18 protein-coding genes are annotated in these 16,110 nt (G+C 42.0%); 11 read left to right on the top strand and 7 right to left on the bottom strand.

Going from position 1 to position 16,110, the window contains the following annotated elements; translation table 11 throughout:
* The first annotated feature begins 171 nt into the window (after nt 1-171).
* From AC04NP_RS08220 to AC04NP_RS08210, 3 genes are all read left to right on the top strand, one after another.
* The gene (locus tag AC04NP_RS08220) at nt 172-447 is read left to right on the top strand and encodes a hypothetical protein (RefSeq protein WP_482859086.1); all 276 of its coding nucleotides are present in this window, start codon (nt 172-174) and stop codon (nt 445-447) included.
* A 152-nt stretch (nt 448-599) separates the two neighbouring features.
* Nucleotides 600-1,562 (top strand): D-2-hydroxyacid dehydrogenase, encoded by a 963-nt coding sequence (locus AC04NP_RS08215; protein WP_482859084.1) that lies wholly within the window; start codon nt 600-602, stop codon nt 1,560-1,562.
* A 487-nt stretch (nt 1,563-2,049) separates the two neighbouring features.
* Nucleotides 2,050-2,400: a hypothetical protein gene (locus AC04NP_RS08210; protein ID WP_482859083.1), complete on the top strand. Its 351-nt coding sequence runs from the start codon at nt 2,050-2,052 to the stop codon at nt 2,398-2,400.
* Between the two features lie 362 nt (nt 2,401-2,762).
* On the opposite strand, the gene AC04NP_RS08205 is transcribed toward AC04NP_RS08210, so the two are convergent.
* Nucleotides 2,763-3,068: a hypothetical protein gene (locus AC04NP_RS08205; RefSeq protein ID WP_482859082.1), complete on the bottom strand. Its 306-nt coding sequence runs from the start codon at nt 3,066-3,068 to the stop codon at nt 2,763-2,765.
* 1,135 nt (nt 3,069-4,203) lie between these two features.
* Between AC04NP_RS08205 and folE the strand changes: the two genes are divergently transcribed.
* Together folE and AC04NP_RS08195 are read left to right on the top strand one after the other, a co-directional pair.
* Nucleotides 4,204-4,851 (top strand): GTP cyclohydrolase I FolE, encoded by a 648-nt coding sequence (folE, locus tag AC04NP_RS08200; protein ID WP_482859221.1) that lies wholly within the window; start codon nt 4,204-4,206, stop codon nt 4,849-4,851.
* Between the two features lie 11 nt (nt 4,852-4,862).
* On the top strand, nt 4,863-5,279 hold the full coding sequence (locus tag AC04NP_RS08195) for a Fur family transcriptional regulator (RefSeq protein ID WP_482859081.1): 417 nt from the start codon (nt 4,863-4,865) through the stop codon (nt 5,277-5,279).
* Nucleotides 5,280-5,329: 50 nt separating this feature from the next.
* On the opposite strand, the gene AC04NP_RS08190 is transcribed toward AC04NP_RS08195, so the two are convergent.
* A complete protein-coding gene (locus tag AC04NP_RS08190; protein WP_482859079.1) occupies nt 5,330-5,560 on the bottom strand; it encodes a MerC domain-containing protein in 231 nt (76 codons plus the stop codon).
* Between the two features lie 59 nt (nt 5,561-5,619).
* On the opposite strand from AC04NP_RS08190, the gene AC04NP_RS08185 reads away from it, so the two are divergent.
* The 5 genes from AC04NP_RS08185 to AC04NP_RS08165 all read left to right on the top strand — a co-directional run bounded on the left by AC04NP_RS08185 (nt 5,620) and on the right by AC04NP_RS08165 (nt 9,946).
* The gene (locus AC04NP_RS08185) at nt 5,620-6,297 is read left to right on the top strand and encodes an ABC transporter ATP-binding protein (protein ID WP_482859078.1); all 678 of its coding nucleotides are present in this window, start codon (nt 5,620-5,622) and stop codon (nt 6,295-6,297) included.
* Entirely contained in the window at nt 6,294-7,547 is a 1,254-nt protein-coding gene (locus tag AC04NP_RS08180) for an ABC transporter permease (protein WP_482859077.1), read from the top strand. The genes AC04NP_RS08185 and AC04NP_RS08180 overlap by 4 nt, the downstream gene beginning before the upstream one ends.
* The gene (locus AC04NP_RS08175) at nt 7,540-7,974 is read left to right on the top strand and encodes a DUF3299 domain-containing protein (RefSeq protein WP_482859076.1); all 435 of its coding nucleotides are present in this window, start codon (nt 7,540-7,542) and stop codon (nt 7,972-7,974) included. Before AC04NP_RS08180 ends, AC04NP_RS08175 begins: the two co-directional genes overlap by 8 nt.
* 377 nt (nt 7,975-8,351) lie before the next feature.
* Entirely contained in the window at nt 8,352-9,122 is a 771-nt protein-coding gene (locus tag AC04NP_RS08170; RefSeq protein WP_482859075.1) for a sterol desaturase family protein, read from the top strand.
* A 245-nt stretch (nt 9,123-9,367) separates the two neighbouring features.
* Nucleotides 9,368-9,946 (top strand): collagen-like triple helix repeat-containing protein, encoded by a 579-nt coding sequence (locus tag AC04NP_RS08165; protein WP_482859074.1) that lies wholly within the window; start codon nt 9,368-9,370, stop codon nt 9,944-9,946.
* A gap of 289 nt (nt 9,947-10,235) precedes the next feature.
* Here the strand turns inward: AC04NP_RS08165 and AC04NP_RS08160 are convergent, their stop codons facing one another.
* On the bottom strand, nt 10,236-11,156 hold the full coding sequence (locus AC04NP_RS08160) for a glycosyltransferase (RefSeq protein WP_482859073.1): 921 nt from the start codon (nt 11,154-11,156) through the stop codon (nt 10,236-10,238).
* A 287-nt stretch (nt 11,157-11,443) separates the two neighbouring features.
* Here AC04NP_RS08160 and AC04NP_RS08155 point away from each other — a divergent pair, with 287 nt between their 5' ends.
* The gene (locus AC04NP_RS08155) at nt 11,444-12,091 is read left to right on the top strand and encodes a GIY-YIG nuclease family protein (protein ID WP_482859072.1); all 648 of its coding nucleotides are present in this window, start codon (nt 11,444-11,446) and stop codon (nt 12,089-12,091) included.
* Between the two features lie 93 nt (nt 12,092-12,184).
* Here AC04NP_RS08155 and AC04NP_RS08150 read toward each other — a convergent pair whose 3' ends face one another.
* From AC04NP_RS08150 to AC04NP_RS08135, 4 genes are all read right to left on the bottom strand, one after another.
* Complete coding sequence (locus AC04NP_RS08150; protein WP_482859071.1) at nt 12,185-12,424, bottom strand: hypothetical protein; 240 nt, start codon at nt 12,422-12,424, stop codon at nt 12,185-12,187.
* Nucleotides 12,425-12,748: 324 nt separating this feature from the next.
* Nucleotides 12,749-13,297 (bottom strand): 1-acyl-sn-glycerol-3-phosphate acyltransferase, encoded by a 549-nt coding sequence (locus AC04NP_RS08145; RefSeq protein WP_482859069.1) that lies wholly within the window; start codon nt 13,295-13,297, stop codon nt 12,749-12,751.
* Nucleotides 13,298-13,321: 24 nt separating this feature from the next.
* Complete coding sequence (locus tag AC04NP_RS08140; RefSeq protein ID WP_482859067.1) at nt 13,322-15,337, bottom strand: urocanate hydratase; 2,016 nt, start codon at nt 15,335-15,337, stop codon at nt 13,322-13,324.
* 13 nt (nt 15,338-15,350) lie between these two features.
* Nucleotides 15,351-16,109, bottom strand: coding sequence for a patatin-like phospholipase family protein (locus tag AC04NP_RS08135; protein ID WP_482859066.1), 759 nt, complete (start codon nt 16,107-16,109; stop codon nt 15,351-15,353).
* Nucleotide 16,110: the final 1 nt, after the last annotated feature.

Raw genomic sequence — 16,110 nt, 5'->3', positions numbered from 1 at the left:
TGATACAACCAGCTATTTTCCGCAATTCTAAATTCAAAGTTAATCAAAAAAAAATCATTTCTTCGATCACCTGTTTATGTTAGACGAACAAATCATATGATTCGATGATCTAATCTATAACTTTTCAAAGAAGCACTTGTCGGTATCATCCAAGGTGAAAACCTTTGGTTAGTGGCCATTCATTCCTCCGGCATTAAGACAATCTTTACCTTGTTTTCTCCTGAAAGATATTTGTTTGCGTCCTGCTTGATTTGTCCAGGGGTTAAATTGTCTACCATTAATTTAAAAGCTTGGCTGACAGGGATTGAATTTATGAATTATTTCCCATTGCCTTCCATGATGTCGCCAAAGGTCTATGGTGTTCAGCACAAAACTGGCTTTAAAGTCGCTGTTTTCCTAGCGTTTCCAGGCAGCGTCAAAGTTTCGTTTGGAAAATATACAAAATAAATGTTGAAACTGCGTTAGACAGGGGTCAGGGGAGAGGAGTCAGGGGTCAGGTTGACTCCTCTCCCCTGATCCCTCTACAAAATATCTGTCGAATTAACTTCGGAATCCACGCAACTTTGTATATTGCTATCTTAACATAGAAGCAAACATTTATGAAAATAGTAGTACTGGACGGCCATACCTTGAATCCCGGGGATTTGGACTGGTCACCGTTACAGCGTCTGGGGGAGACCAAAATTTTTCGCAGGAGCACAAGGGAGGAGATTTTAGAGAGAAGCGCGGATGCCGATATAGTGCTAAGTAACAAGGCCGTTTTGGACAGGCCGGTTTTGGAAAAGCTGCAAAACCTGAAATTAATTGCTGTCACGGCTACCGGCTTTAACAATATCGATGTTACCGCCGCCAGCGAACTGGGAATTTTGGTCTGTAATGCCAGCAAATACGGCTCGGCATCGGTGGCCCAACATACTTTTGCTTTAATTTTGGAATTGACCAATCAATGCGGGTTGCATAGCAACAGTGTGAAAAACGGGGCATGGTCGCAATCTAAAGATTGGAGTTATCATTTACGCCCTATGGTTGGGTTGGCAGGAAAAACATTAGGCATCGTGGGTTTTGGCAACATCGGTCAGCAGGTAGCCGGCATCGCCCAGGGATTTGGCATGAAAGTGCTCGCCAATCACAAACATCCGGAAAGAGACCAACGGCCAGGCGTGGCCTTCGTATCCCTGGATGAGCTGTTGACAAAAAGTGATATCGTAAGCCTGCACTGTCCCCTTACAAATGAAAACAAAGGATTTATCAACGCACAAAACCTTGCCCTTATGAAACCTTCAGCCTTTCTGATCAACACCAGCCGGGGCCCATTGATCAACGAAAGCGACCTGAAGGAAGCGCTTGTTTCCGAAAAAATCAAAGGCGCCGGCCTCGACGTCCTCAGCCAGGAACCTCCCCTCCCCAACCACCCCTTGACCGCTATCAAAAACTGCCTCATCACCCCCCACCACGCCTGGGCCACCAAAGAATCCAGACAACGCCTGATGGATATCGTAGTAAATAATATAAAATCATTCATCCACGGCACCCCCCAAAACCTCGTAACCCGAAGGTTGTAGGTTTGAGTTCTATCTCCTATATAATGATAATCAGTAAGTCACAATAAAGTGGCTGCCTTTTTTTGTTGGCTGGGAGGAGATGGTTAAACATTTGAGTGGGCTTAACCCTTAAATTACGCTTTCAACTTTCTTTAATCTTCTAAATAATTCGATAAACAAGCGGTTTCTCTTTTATTTTCATTTTGTTTTAATTCCCATTTTTTGTGATTTGTTTCTTAGCACTTCATCCGAGTCAACCATGAAATGAATAGCACTACTCAGTTTGTTTATTCAAAAGCAATGATGTGGATTTGGCAACGATCAGGAAGTTATTAGTTCACTTCAGTATAGCTAGCATCCATATTTGTGCGAAAGTGGCTAGCTTAAAGCTGGACTAGATGTGTTATCAATGTTATTGTCCGGAAGCAACTCTCAGTTGAAATGGCTATCACTGATATTGATAATGACAAACCGAATTATTACTTTTGCATAATTAAATTAGTGCTTCATGCAAGAAAGGATTATTAAAAAATCAGGCCAGTACATTGTTGATGTCAATGTAATCACCTTTCAGGGAGAAAGCCAAATAGTTGCCTATTCTCCAGCTTTACAGATTTCTTCATACGGAGAGACCAAACAAGATGCTGAAAATGCCCTAGGTGAAAACATTGCTATATTCATGGATTACGCCACCAGCAAAAATACCTTGATTGAAGATTTATTGAACCTTGGATGGACGATTAAAAAAAAGCCAGACTTTCTGTTCATCCCACCTCCTTACAGTACGGAAGATATAGTAGTGGATATTGCCACGGATACATATGAGATGTTTGAGCATCATTTTGCTATCCCTGCCTAAATATGGGCAAATTAACATCCATCAAAATAACCACATTCCGCAAATTCCCGGAACAGGTAGGTTGTAAATTCTATCGCGTCCGGGCTTCCCATGAAATTTGGGGAAGAAAAGATTTAACAAGGCCGATCACATTCCGCAATACCAAAAAGGAGATCGAGCCTTTCCATATACGAACTAGTCTTAAAACCTTGGGAATTTCAGTCGACCAATTTTTACAAATCATCAAAGAACTGTAATCATTTTCCGATAGATGGTAGTTTTGACTTTTAGATATGTTTCAAATAAGCTCAGCGAGCATATCTGGTTTTACTAGTACTAGAGATAGCTTCTCTGCATTGAAATTGTCGAATAACTAAGTTTGCTCATTGAGCTTTGTTTGTTAACGGTTGATTTTTCCCGGTTGTCTTTAACGAAGAAACTCCAAATCCTGAGAAAGTTTGAGAGCCGGAATCAAAAAGGTCATAAATAATGTTAATGCAATACCTCTCTTCTAATGAGTACCTGATCCTTTCTGTTTGTTTATTTGGTTTCCCTGAAATCATCAAGCTTGGCGCCAAGTGAATTGGTCTTTTGGCTCTGGAATTGTTGGTTATTATATCTTTTCTGATCTCATTTACTACACCGATGAAATTAAAAATTAGTTCTGGAAATGGATTAAAATGTTTCACCTCGAAGAAGGTTATTGTATTCTTATTTTCTACGTATGAAAACCTTCTTTTCGTTTCATAATATTCAGTCGTGGTTTTCGAGGTTCCTTCCTTAATAACTACTATATCTGGATTTGTAAAAATTTCAGAGTCAAATGATGATTGAACTGCAAGATTATGTTGAATTTCGAACTTGTATTCATGCTTACCTACTTTCTTAATAGCTGAGAAATAGGAGTATTTAGAGTGAATTCCTGCTGGTGAACATTTATAATGTATTTCGCTTCTCTTAATCTAGAATCAAATTCATTATAGAGCTGATTTGCAAGTTTGTAAGGCAAATCATATGTGAAGATGCTTATAATTGGAGTCTTTCGATCCATTTGTCATATTTTGCTGCCAACATATAAAAAGTGCCTTGCAAATGCTTACAAACGTTTACGAATGGGTAATACCCCTAATAATAGTCAAATGATTATTTGTTTCATAGAAAAAATTTCTGAATAATTCATCTGCAGAAGAGTAAAACAGGACAAATCTGTACAAAATTATAACTGCACATTTAATCCATTTGATAAATGGGCGGAGGCCATGGAGGAAAACAAAAAGTTATATGAGGCACTCCTTGAAAGCGGGCGGAAGAGGATAGCCTTGTTAGAAAAGCTATTGGAGGAGAAGAGGTAATCCATATTACCGGTTATAAGGTGAGCCATCACCCAAATTTCCAGGTGTTTTCTTTGTGTTATGAAAATAAAAGAAAAACGCAAAGAAATGTTCGTCCATATCAAAGCTTGGGAGGAAAGTGGCAAAGCAGGGATGAATTTTGCCGATCCCCGGGGTTAAATGGTCTGTTAATTCTTAAATGCAACTAAGTTGCATTTAAGAATTTTTTATATAAATTTGCTCCTGCATTTTACGGTTACTTTGCGGGAGTTTATACTTTTTTTAAAAAAAGAATTAACACATTAAAACTTAGGAACGCTGAATCAACACACAACGGTACAAGCATCAGCTATTGGCCAGTTTCCGATACGAGCCTCTTTGAACGAGCAAAAATCGCAGCAAAGCAGGAAAAACACAGGATACCTGGTGATGGTACTAACAAAACTTCAACGTATTGAAAATACACGATCATATGGAGATAGACAAAGAATTGATGGAGAGGAACCATCATGAACACAATGGCGATCATCATGTAATGACATCGGTAGATACCCCTTTGAGGAAAGATGCCTTTGTGAAAACGGATGAGGAGAAAATGGCCAATATCGAAAAGCTGTTTGGGGGCATTATGGAAGAGCTGGGGCTTGACCTGAGCGATGATAGTCTCAAAGGAACACCTTATCGTGTGGCTAAAATGTATGTAAAGGAGCTTTTTCAGGGGCTTGACCCTAAAAATAAGCCTTCTCTGTCTGTATTTGATAATAAATATCAGTACAATAAGATGCTAGTAGAAAAAGATATCACTTTTTCTTCGGCTTGTGAGCATCATTTTCTGCCTATCGTCGGAAAGGCTCATATTGGTTATATCTCTTCGGGCAAAGTGATAGGCTTATCCAAGCTCAACCGAATCGTAGCGTACTATGGCAGAAGGCCGCAAGTACAGGAGCGGATGACACTACAAATATTAAACGAGCTCAAAAATGCACTGCAAACGGAGGATATCATTGTTGTCATAGAAGCTGAGCACCTGTGCGTATCCACTCGCGGTGTGAATGATAAGACCAGCCGAACCACCACCCTGGAATACGTAGGAAAATTTACCGAGACGCAACTGAGGAATGAGTTTTACCAACTGATTTAAAGTTCAAAGTCATGAGCAGGCAAAGGGCAGAAGAAATCTTGAAGCAGCATGCAAAACGTGCTACCGAAAAGCGGGTGGCGCTATTGGAAATACTGATGGATAGCTCTAAAGCGTTCACACTATCAAAGATAGAAGAGCGGCTCACCATTCCCATAGACCGGGTTACCATCTACCGTACGCTTCATTGTTATGAAATGATGGGTTTGGTGACAAAAATGGTCGATCACAAGGGCATCTGCATATACATGTACAACCATGAAGCCCACAGCAATAGCCACGTGCACCCCCATTTACGCTGCAAAGCATGTGAAAAGGTGGTCTGCCTACCTTGTTTGCCCAGTGAATATATGAACCAGCTCGTAAAACATGAGATAAAGGAGATGTATTTTCTTATGGATGGGATATGTTCAAACTGTTTACCCACTTAAGTCAATGTATGATGAATGATAAGGAACAAAAAACAAAATCCATGGGGATGTCAGGCGTAGAAGACTTGGTCAAGGCAGCATACCCCTATGCCGATATATGAGGCAATTAAGAAACTTACCATCATGACACCAAATTCAACCATAGGATTATTGAATTTCCGTAATTCTGCTAATGGCGCCAAACTGAGTATAAAAGGGCGTATAGCACAATGCACGGCGCAGAAAAAAGAGAGGCAGAATCCCACGAAGTCCAAATTTTTACTAACAAACCGATATTTCATATAAATATGTTTAGCGCAACAATATTGCAAAATTATCAACGTATTATTTAAATGCAACAATGTTGCATTATTTATCTCTTATTGATAATTTTGAGTCAAAGATTGAAAGTATGTTAACGACGCGATCATTGTGTTTTGCTTATGATAATCGAACAAGATTCCAATTTCCGGATATAGATCTGGATTCCGGACAGCAATTGCTAATATTAGGTAAGTCAGGCGTTGGTAAAACTACCTTGCTGCATTTAATAGCCGGCTTGATTCGTCCGGAATCAGGTAGTATAACACTTACCGGTATAGTCATTAACAGTCTATCCAATAAAAAACTCGATAAGTTTCGTGGAAATCAAATCGGATTAATATTCCAACGGCCATATTTTGTTAAAACCCTTTCGTTACAAGAAAATTTGGCTCTGGTACAATACTTAGCAGGAGCAAAAGCAAATAAAGAGCGCATTATGGAAGTACTCGATTGCTTGGGGATTGCGCACAAATTTTCTGAAAGACCTAATTACATGAGCCAGGGAGAGCAACAAAGGGCGGCGATAGCACTAGCCATGGTGAACCACCCAAAGCTAATACTGGCGGACGAACCCACAAGTAGCCTGGATGATCAAAACTGTGAAAAAGTAGCAAATTTACTGATGAAGCATGCTGAAATCACGGGGGCACAGCTTATCATCATTACCCATGATCAACGATTAAAAGCACAGTTTCAAAACACTCTTACCCTATGAACATTTTCAGGTTAAGCTTCCGAAACATGTCCAGCCGTCCACTCAGTACTACCTTAAGCCTAGTACTCCTGATTTTGGGTGTGGGCATGATCGCTTTACTTTTGCAAGTCAACCGCCACATTCAACAACAGATGGAAAACAACATACGGGGCATCGATATGGTAGTCGGGGCTAAAGGAAGCCCCTTGCAGCTCATTCTCTCGGCTGTGTACCACATTGATGCCCCTACCGGCAACATTTCGTTGCATGAGGCTGAACAACTCCAAAACAATCGGCTGGTGGCTGCAGTTATCCCACTTTCTTACGGGGACAGTTACGAAGGTTACCGGATTGTAGGCACTAATCATCAATACCCGAAATTGTATGGAGCATCGGTGGACAATGGTCGGCTGTGGCATGCCCCCTTTGAGGTGACCATTGGTGCCACGGTAGCCAAAAACCTGAATTTAAAAATTGGTGACAGTTTCGCCGGTACGCATGGGCTGGCCGAAGGGGGCGAAGCCCATGAAGAACATGCCTACAAGATAGTGGGGAAATTGGAATATACTAATTCCGTACTGGATCAACTCATTCTAACGGCAACCGAAAGCGTTTGGGAGGTTCACCTTCACGAAGAGGAGACAGAAACCCCAACCAGGAACGAAAACCATGGGCATGAAGAAGGTCATATGGAAGCAAATCATGAAACAGGCGAACACGAAACAGAACAGGAAATCACCGCTATGCTGGTGAAATTCAGAAACCCGATGGGCATGGTACAGGTTCCAAGGATGGTCAATGAAAGCACCAACATGCAGGCAGCAGTACCTATTTACGAGATCAATCGCCTGTTCAGCCTTATGGGTGTAGGTGTGGATACGATCAGCGCCATTGCACTGGTGATCATGGCTGTATCCGGACTGAGCGTTTTCATAAGCCTTTACAATGCGCTGAAAGACAGGCAGTATGAAATGGCCCTGATGCGTACCTACGGGGCTACCCGCTGGCAGCTTGTAGCATTGGTGCTGCAGGAAGGCTTGTTGCTGACGCTGACCGGTTTTCTGTTGGGTATCCTTTTCAGCCGCATCGGATTGTGGCTAATATCCGGTCTGATGGAGGCTGGTTATCATTATACATTTATCGGATGGACATGGCTGCAGGAAGAATGGTGGCTGCTGGCTACCGCCTTAGCCATTGGGCTGCTGGCATCCCTGCTCCCGGCTATCCGGGCATTTCATATCAACATTTCCAAAACATTGGCCAATGCTTAGATTGACAATTATATTCTTGCTTTTTACCTCTGCTCCGGGATTTTCGCAAACCAAGATCACCTGGGAGACGCTCAGCGATGTGAGTTTCACCAGAAAATACTTTGAAGAGGTGGACGAATTCCTGTTTTATCCGCACTTCGGTTCATCGGTAAAAGGACTAGAGGGTAAAGAAGTGTACCTGAAAGGCTATATGCTGGCTATTGAACCAGAAGAAGATATTTACATTCTTTCCCGTTTTCCCTTTGCTTCTTGCTTTTTTTGCGGCAATAGCGGTCCGGAATCTATCGTAGAGTTGAAGCTTAAGCCAGATCATCCCCGGTTCAGGATGGACCAGGTGGTGACCATCAAAGGCAATTTGAAATTAAATCAGGATGACATTAACCATTGTAATTATATCCTGGAGGATGCAGAGATATATGATCAATGAAACATGCCGTAAATAGTTAATCATATTCAATCAATAAGTACATAAAAATGATACCGACAAGTCCTTTCATATTGGCCAGTTGTCCTGAAATTCATTAACTGACCCCATCTCTATGATTTCATACCTACCAAAACCTCCCTCCTCTCCAATATTCCACCATATCACCCATTCCCCCTCCCAAACCAAACCACCCACCCAAATTGTCAATTGTCCATTTTCAATTGTCAATTACAAAACATAATTCCACCACCACTTACCTCATCACTTCCCCCCTAACCTTTAATTATTCATTAATTCCCCCCAAAATCATTTTCAAATTTAATCTTTTGAGGTATCTTCAAACTGGCAAACCAAAATTACCAAAACGCTTGATTTACATGCCCAAAATAAATGACATCACCTCATTCACAGTGATTACTGCAGCCATATTTACAGTTGTGGTAGTGAGGTATTTTATAGCCGCTGGTGTATTTCATTTACTCTTTTATACCAGTAAGTCAAGCAAATGGAATAGCCGGAAGGTCAATCAACAAGCTTATAAAAAGGGGCAATTTCAAAAAGAAATTAAATGGTCAATTGTTTCTTCCCTGATTTTTGCTGTAGCGGGTACACTAACCGTGTGGCTGTGGCAGCAAGGGAAAACACAAATTTATGAAGAGCTGGGCTGGCTGGATATCATATATATACCGGTGAGTCTGGGGGTGGCTATGTTTTTGCATGAAACCTATTATTATTGGGTGCATAAGGCTATGCATCATCCGGGGGTTTTCAGATATGTGCATAAAGTTCATCACGAAAGCCTCATTTCCTCGCCTTGGACAGCCTTTTCATTCCATCCCCTGGAGGCTTTGCTGGAAGCTGTAATATTACCGTTGATACTGATTGTGATCCCCATGCATCCGCTTGCCATTCTCCTTCACCTGATTGTGATGACCCTATCCAGTGTGATAAATCACCTGGACATAGAGATTTATCCTAAAAACTTTGAAAACCACTGGCTGGGAAAATGGATTATCGGCGCGACGCATCACAGTCTGCACCATAAAGACTTCAAAACAAATTACGGATTATACTTTACCTTTTGGGATAAATGGATGGCCACTGAAAATGGAAATTTCAATAAAGTATTCAAGGAAAAATCGCGGTAAAAAATTTTTTCTGCTGGTGGATAAACCTCCTTTATTGTCTTTTTCAAGGCCTGTAAACAAAAAATATTTCTTGCTATTAAATATTTAAAAATCGTTTTAAAAGCGGCAAACAGGGCACTTTTTCAGTTGAAACAAACGGCCCGCCCGAACCGTAAATCCTGCTATAGCTGAATTTTGGCATAGCATTTGGACAAGTGACTATCGAAAATTAAAAAGTAAATTATCTACTCTAAAATAGAAAAATCATGTTACGCAATATATCTACCTTACTGCTACTGGCCGCATTTACCTTTGCCTGTAATGACGAGGGGCCTATCGGGCCGGAAGGGCCGAGGGGACCACAAGGAGAACCGGGAATTAATGGTGAAGAGGCCTATACCTTTGAATGGGAGGCAACTTTCCAAGGTCCCGATTACAAGGTGTTTTTGTCTTTTCCGGATGATTTTAATATGAGGATTTCAGACGTTGTACTGGTCTATGCGCTATGGGATGTAGAAAATGTTAACGGAGAAGATCTTGAAGTCTGGAGGCAATTGCCTCAGACGATTGTAGATGCCAATGGTATATTGCAATACAACTTTGATTTTACCATTTCTGATGTTTCTGTCTTTCTGGAAGCTGACTATTCGCCATCTATTTTAGGGCCGGAATTCACCGATGACTGGCTTCTCAGGGCAGTAGTGGTACGGGCACAATTTGAGGAAAATGGCCGGATTGCCAGTGATTACTCTGATTACAATGCCGTAATGGAAAGGTTTGGGTTGAAAGTAGCCCCGGTTGGAGACCAATACAAAAATATTGCGAGACCTTCAGTAGAAGAATAATATCTTAGTCCCTATTAAATCACTGTGAAAAAGGGTGTCCAGAAGGCATCCTTTTTTTATTTGTTCCGGTATTTTGAGGGGAAACGTTTTTCGTGATTATATAATTTTAAAGTGATCTCATTCCTGGAAATTTATGGGATGGGATGGTACGGGTAATTTTGATGTTTTTCATTTTGTTGGCTGAGGGAGGCTTTATGCGGTGTAGTTGGTTATGGGCAGGTTGGGGTGATGGAAGGTTGGAGTGGTTAAAAATCAAGATGTGGAGACACAAAGGGTGACAAAGACTGTTTTATTTGATTTCGTGATAATTGTTGCTGTCCTGCCGGAGGGAGTTTTTGATGGATAACAGTATTAAGCCGAGAATGATGGTGCTCATGATAATTAAACAGGCATTAACCAAATTAGCACCCAATGAACTGGCCCAACCCAGGATCGCCTTGTGAGATATAAATTTTGAATATAATATATATATGCCAAAACTTACCAGGAATAGAAAAATTAACAAGAAGAATTTCATGAGAAAAAACAGAATTTCCTCTGAATACTCAATCATGGATTTAAGGCCATGAATGACCAGGCTTTTGTAACTCATTTTGGACTTGCCATCTATCCTTTTTTGCCTTTGGAAGAAAATCTGCTGTATATCAAATTTCTGTTTGGATAAAAAAGCGGCATAATGAAAGTATTTTTGAGTATATAAGCTATTCAATACCTTGGGGCTGATCAGGGAATAGTTGCCAAAAGTAAAGTTCCTGCCGATGATTGTTTTGAAAAGTATCTTGTAAAAGAAATATCCCAGCTTAAATTTTAGTCCTTCATGCCTCTTTCCACGGGCAACAAAAACAATATCGAAGTCTTTCATTTTTATAAGCTCAATAATGGCATTGGGATCATCTTCACCATCGGAGTCCATAACCACAATGCCACTGACATTGTCTACAATCCTTTGAGCATATATCAACCCCTGCCGGATTGCCTCTTGATGCCCCGAGTTGCAATTCAAGCGGATCACTTTTAATTGAAAATCTGCAGAGGCAAATTTGAACTTTCTGAGGATTTCGGGGGTTGAATCGGTCGATGCATCATCAACCATAACCACCGTAAAAAACCGCTCTGTCGAGGATAGTTTGTTTTCCAGCGTTTCAAGAAAAGTTGCAATGACCTTTTCTTCATTAAAACACGGTGATATTATAATGTATTTTTCCTTCATAGTCCAGTCAGAGCCTGCGATAGGATCTATGTAAATGGCTTTTAATTCAGATGAAGAGGTTCAGGTTTTACAGGTTGAATATAAGTAAAAAAGGCAACAAGTTTAAATTAAAAATGGATAGCCTGTTCAAAAACTTTCCGTCCACCGGAGAATAGATACGCGCATCACATGTCTTCGCTAACAGTGCGTTGTTCCAAATTCGGCAAAACCCGGGCATTATCCGGAAGATCGCTATAAACTACCATAATAAAATGATAATTTTGAAGTGGTACCACGGTTAAAAAGACATGCAGGAAGGTAAATGCGTTTACATTATTAAAACGAGTAAACGTTTATATAAAATAGGGAAAACACGGGATCTACAAAAACGGATGGCTGGTTACGTTACACATTTGCCGGCTGTTTTCAGGGTAGTCAGACAATATATGGCGCTAAATATGGATGAGTTGGAAGAAGCGCTACACGTTGTTTTTCAACACAAACGGGTAAAAGGTGAATGGTTTGAGTTAAACCCGGATGATCTGGTGGTCTGTGATAACATTGCCAGAAACTATGCACTTTGTAAATTGCAAAAGCAAAAAAAACAACACAGGAAAATCGAGTTTAGCGGTAATCCCTTGCTGCAGGTGATGGAAGCCAATGCCAAATATCTGAGCGATTACGCCAGGATCGTGGAGGATATCAAGATAGGTTTAAGTACTGACGAGATCGTTGAACTCCACCAGGGCCAAACGAGTAAAACTACCGTACAGACTGTAAGAAAAATCCTGGACTACCAAACCCCGAATGCGGAGTTTTTGAGCCATTGGGTTTTTGTGGTCAACGACATGGAGGCCGGACTAACGGTCAATCAAATTATTGAAAAACACCAGGATAAAGTAAGCAGGAGTACGATCCAAACGATAAGAAGAATTTTAAGAAATCAGCTTTACTGACACTATTTACTGAATTTCTTTCCCTACCCATTCAACGCTACCCGGTAGTGGCAGTACCATCATTGTAACTGTTGCAGTTGCCGCTAACTCTTCTTACGATTCCCTGAAATCGTCATAGATCTCAATAGAAGACACAGGGTGGAAGCTATCCCGGCCCTTAATGATGATATTACCGTATTTATCGGTAAAATCTACCAGGTCTTCAATGGAGTTAATTTCTACCGTCCATCCTTCACTCGAATCTCCCTGGTTTTCCGGTATGTGTTTTTTCAAAATGGCTTCTTCGCATGGTTTATCTACATGGTTGGAGGTCCTGTAAATGATAAAGTTCATGTTGTCGGTATTTTGCAGATTCGGTCATGAATAAGTTAAGGATAATTTTTGATTTGTGCAAGGGTTACTTTGATAGTGGTGGTTTTGTTCGGTGCTTTAAGTAGCGTGGAAAATCCTTGGTTTCTTGCTTCGATGGATTTTAGGTTTAAGCCGGGCTTCGCTCAACTTAACCCAGGTCTGTAACTAGAAGAAGCCGGGCCCGAAGATAGTAGAGACCGGGTTTTAGGATAATGAAGACAAAAGCCAGGGATAGTAGAGACGACATCTGAGGATGGTTGAAACGTACCATGAAAATAGCCGGGGGCGAAGTTTAAACAAGATAATTCAGGTGATGCCTTTTCCGGGAACTTTGCCGGTTATGCTTCTGAAAAAAGTGAGTAATTTTTCCAGATCTTGCTCCTGGTCACCGGTGGCGTAAAGGGGTTCGGTGATAATCACTTTCTTTTTTTTGTAATCAAACCCCACCAGGATCATGGGAATACTGGCCTTGGAAGCGATATAATAAAATCCGGTTTTAAGGCGGTCAACTTTCTTCCTGGTTCCTTCGGGGGTGATGGCAATGGCAAATTTTTCTTTATTTTTGAAAAGCTGTACTACATTGTCTACCAGCCGGGTGTGTTTTGTCCGGTTGACAGGATAACCGCCCGTAGCCCGGAAGAAAATACCAAAGGGAAAGACAAACAGTTCCCTCTTGGCCAGGTATTTTACATTGCTCCACCGCACGATACTTCTTGCCAAAACACCGATAATGAAGTCCCAATTACTGGTGTGTGGAGCGATAACTACAATGTATTTTGGAATATCCAGCGGTGCGTGCCCTTCAATTTCCCAACCCATCCACTTAAACATCAGTTTACTGAAAGCTCTAAACATAGAAGAAAATTTCCCAAGTCTAGGTTAAAATATTTTATTTAGCAAATTGTCATCTGCAATATTGGGCAAGGTGACTTTAAGCAGGGGATTTTTCTGCATTTCCCTTTGAACGGTAAAAAGAGCTTCATTGTTTCTGGCCCAGCTTCTTCTGGCAATACCGTTGTTTACATCGAAAAACAACATATTCCGGATGTTTTCTTCGGCCTCCTTACTACCATCCAGCAACATACCAAATCCCCCATTAATCACTTCACCCCAACCAACACCACCCCCATTGTGCATTGACACCCAACTGGCGCCTCTGAAACTATCGCCAATGACATTATGAACAGCCATATCGGCAGTAAATCTGGAACCGTCATAAATATTTGAGGTTTCACGATATGGAGAATCGGTGCCAGACACGTCATGATGATCACGGCCTAAAATCACCGGAGCAATTTTTCCGGATTTGATGGCTTCGTTAAAAGCCAGGGCGATCTTAATCCTTCCTTCGGCATCGGCATATAGTATTCTCGCTTGCGAACCCACTACCAGTTTATTCATCCCGGCCGACTTGATCCACCGGAGGTTATCAGCCATCTGCTGTTGAATTTCCGCCGGCGCCTCCTTGATCATCGCCTGCAAAACCCGGGCAGCCATGGTATCTGTTTTTTTCAAATCTGCCGCCTTACCCGAGCAACAGATCCACCGGAAAGGGCCAAATCCATAATCAAAACACATCGGCCCCATGATATCCTGCACGTAAGAAGGATATCTGAAATTAATACCATCCTCTGCCATAACCTCTGCACCTGCCCTCGAGGCTTCCAGTAAAAACGCATTGCCATAGTCGAAAAAATAGGTTCCTTTTTCTGTGTGTTTGTTAATGGCATTGGTTTGCCTCCGCAACGATTCCTGTACCGACACTTTGAATTGCGCGGGATTTTTAGCCATCAGTTCATTGGCCTCCTCAAAAGTAATACCGGCAGGATAATATCCTCCTGCCCAGGGGTTATGCAATGAAGTCTGGTCGGAACCTAAATCCACATAAATGCCTTTCTCATCAAACTTTTCCCAAACCTCCACCACATTTCCCAGATAGGCCAGCGACACCACCTCTTTTTTGGTCCTGGCTTGTTTGACACGTTTGACCAGTTGATTGATGTCCTCAATTACCTCATCTACCCAACCCTGGGAATGCCTGGTATGAACCGCTTTGGGGTTCACCTCAGCAATAACCGATATGCAGCCTGCAATATTGCCTGCCTTGGGTTGTGCCCCGCTCATGCCACCCAATCCTGAAGACACAAACAACTTACCGGCAAGTCCCTCCTTATCTGTAGTAATTTTTCTGCCTGCATTCAACAAGGTGATGGTGGTTCCATGAACTATGCCCTGCGGGCCGATATACATGTACGAACCGGCCGTCATCTGCCCATATTGTGTCACGCCAAGGGCATTGTATCTTTCCCAATCGTCAGGCTTCGAGTAGTTAGGGATCATCATACCGTTGGTCACCACCACCCGGGGGGCATGTTTACCAGCGGGAAAAAGCCCCATTGGGTGCCCGGAATACATATGCAATGTTTGTTCATCGGTCATAGTGGCCAGGTATTGCATCGTAAGCAGGTATTGCGCCCAGTTCTGAAAAACCGCGCCGTTACCGCCATAGGTAATCAGTTCATGCGGGTGTTGTGCCACTGCCGGATCCAGGTTATTCTGGATCATCATCATAATGGCTGCGGCTTTCTTTGATTGATGAGGATAGGCATCGATTGGCCTGGCGTGCATGTTATAATCAGGCCGGAAGCGATACATGTAGATGCGACCATACTTCTCCAGCTCTTCAGCAAACTCAAGCCCCAGCGTCACATGGTGTTTTTCAGGGAAATAGCGCAAGGCATTTTTTACGGCCAGCTTTTTCCCCGGAACACCCAGAATATCCTTACGCACCGGTGCGTGGTTTAGCTTTTCATCAAAATCTTTGGGAGCAGGTAACTCATCAGGGATACCCTGGAGAATCAGCTCGGCAAAGTTTTTCTCGGTAATAACTGTCATTTTTTAATTTGGGTTAACTTTTAGGGATATTAAATTCGTCAAAATTCTCCCTGGTAAATTGGTATCCTACATCAAATAGTTCGCGTGCCTTGCTTAATTCGGAGCCAGCATATTTTTTCAGACCCGGGGGTTCGATAAGTAAGTTACACATTTCTTTTCTTTTTTGAGTGTTGCCGTTGATGGCCATCAAAAGGCTTCTTTCAATGAGAACTTTCACATTTTTAACATCAAAATCATCATCGATAGGATTGCTGTGACACCCTATGATAAAATCCACTTTATCACGTATAGGCTCCACGGGCAGGTTATTCAGGATACCACCATCCACATAAGTACCACCCTGGTACTTTACCGGATTAAAAAGCACCGGCACGCAGCATGAGGCCAGCACCGGAGTGATCAGTTCCCCTTCTGAAAAAAATGTGGTCAGCCCTTTTTTGAGCTCTGTCGCGGCTACAGTCAACGGGGTTTTTAGTGACTCAAAATCATTTTCCGGCATATATTTTAAAAAAATATCTTTCAGGTTTTCAATTCTCAACAATCCGGTCCTGGCCAAAGCCGGTCGCATGTGTTTCAGAAAACTGGTTTTTATAACGATCTCCAACATTTCATCAGCGTCATAACCATAACAGTGCATGGCCCCCACAACCGCGCCAGCACTGGTACCTGAAATGGCAGCAAAGTTTACCCCCCTTTCCCTGAGTGCTTTAATAATGCCAATATGTGCAATGCCACGGGCACCGCCGCCTGATAATACCAGTCCTATCCGCATG

The sequence above is a fragment of the Agaribacillus sp. DX54 genome (genome assembly GCF_056858335.1).
The sequence above is the reverse complement of the archived record's forward strand: the minus strand, read 5'-3'. Positions and strand labels throughout refer to the sequence as shown.

What these genes read in the sequence shown, in the direction of transcription:
- AC04NP_RS08185 (WP_482859078.1), top strand. Translation starts at nt 5,620, where the DNA reads ATGTTGCATTATTTATCTCTTATTGATAATTTTGAGTCAAAGATTGAA.
- folE (WP_482859221.1), top strand. Translation starts at nt 4,204, where the DNA reads ATGGAGAGGAACCATCATGAACACAATGGCGATCATCATGTAATGACA.
- AC04NP_RS08180 (WP_482859077.1), top strand. Translation starts at nt 6,294, where the DNA reads ATGAACATTTTCAGGTTAAGCTTCCGAAACATGTCCAGCCGTCCACTC.
- AC04NP_RS08140 (WP_482859067.1), bottom strand. Translation starts at nt 15,337, where the DNA reads ATGACAGTTATTACCGAGAAAAACTTTGCCGAGCTGATTCTCCAGGGT.
- AC04NP_RS08210 (WP_482859083.1), top strand. Translation starts at nt 2,050, where the DNA reads ATGCAAGAAAGGATTATTAAAAAATCAGGCCAGTACATTGTTGATGTC.
- AC04NP_RS08145 (WP_482859069.1), bottom strand. Translation starts at nt 13,297, where the DNA reads ATGTTTAGAGCTTTCAGTAAACTGATGTTTAAGTGGATGGGTTGGGAA.
- AC04NP_RS08175 (WP_482859076.1), top strand. Translation starts at nt 7,540, where the DNA reads ATGCTTAGATTGACAATTATATTCTTGCTTTTTACCTCTGCTCCGGGA.
- AC04NP_RS08135 (WP_482859066.1), bottom strand. Translation starts at nt 16,109, where the DNA reads ATGCGGATAGGACTGGTATTATCAGGCGGCGGTGCCCGTGGCATTGCA.
- AC04NP_RS08160 (WP_482859073.1), bottom strand. Translation starts at nt 11,156, where the DNA reads ATGAAGGAAAAATACATTATAATATCACCGTGTTTTAATGAAGAAAAG.
- AC04NP_RS08150 (WP_482859071.1), bottom strand. Translation starts at nt 12,424, where the DNA reads ATGAACTTTATCATTTACAGGACCTCCAACCATGTAGATAAACCATGC.
- AC04NP_RS08165 (WP_482859074.1), top strand. Translation starts at nt 9,368, where the DNA reads ATGTTACGCAATATATCTACCTTACTGCTACTGGCCGCATTTACCTTT.
- AC04NP_RS08155 (WP_482859072.1), top strand. Translation starts at nt 11,444, where the DNA reads ATGCAGGAAGGTAAATGCGTTTACATTATTAAAACGAGTAAACGTTTA.
- AC04NP_RS08170 (WP_482859075.1), top strand. Translation starts at nt 8,352, where the DNA reads ATGCCCAAAATAAATGACATCACCTCATTCACAGTGATTACTGCAGCC.
- AC04NP_RS08195 (WP_482859081.1), top strand. Translation starts at nt 4,863, where the DNA reads ATGAGCAGGCAAAGGGCAGAAGAAATCTTGAAGCAGCATGCAAAACGT.
- AC04NP_RS08190 (WP_482859079.1), bottom strand. Translation starts at nt 5,560, where the DNA reads ATGAAATATCGGTTTGTTAGTAAAAATTTGGACTTCGTGGGATTCTGC.
- AC04NP_RS08215 (WP_482859084.1), top strand. Translation starts at nt 600, where the DNA reads ATGAAAATAGTAGTACTGGACGGCCATACCTTGAATCCCGGGGATTTG.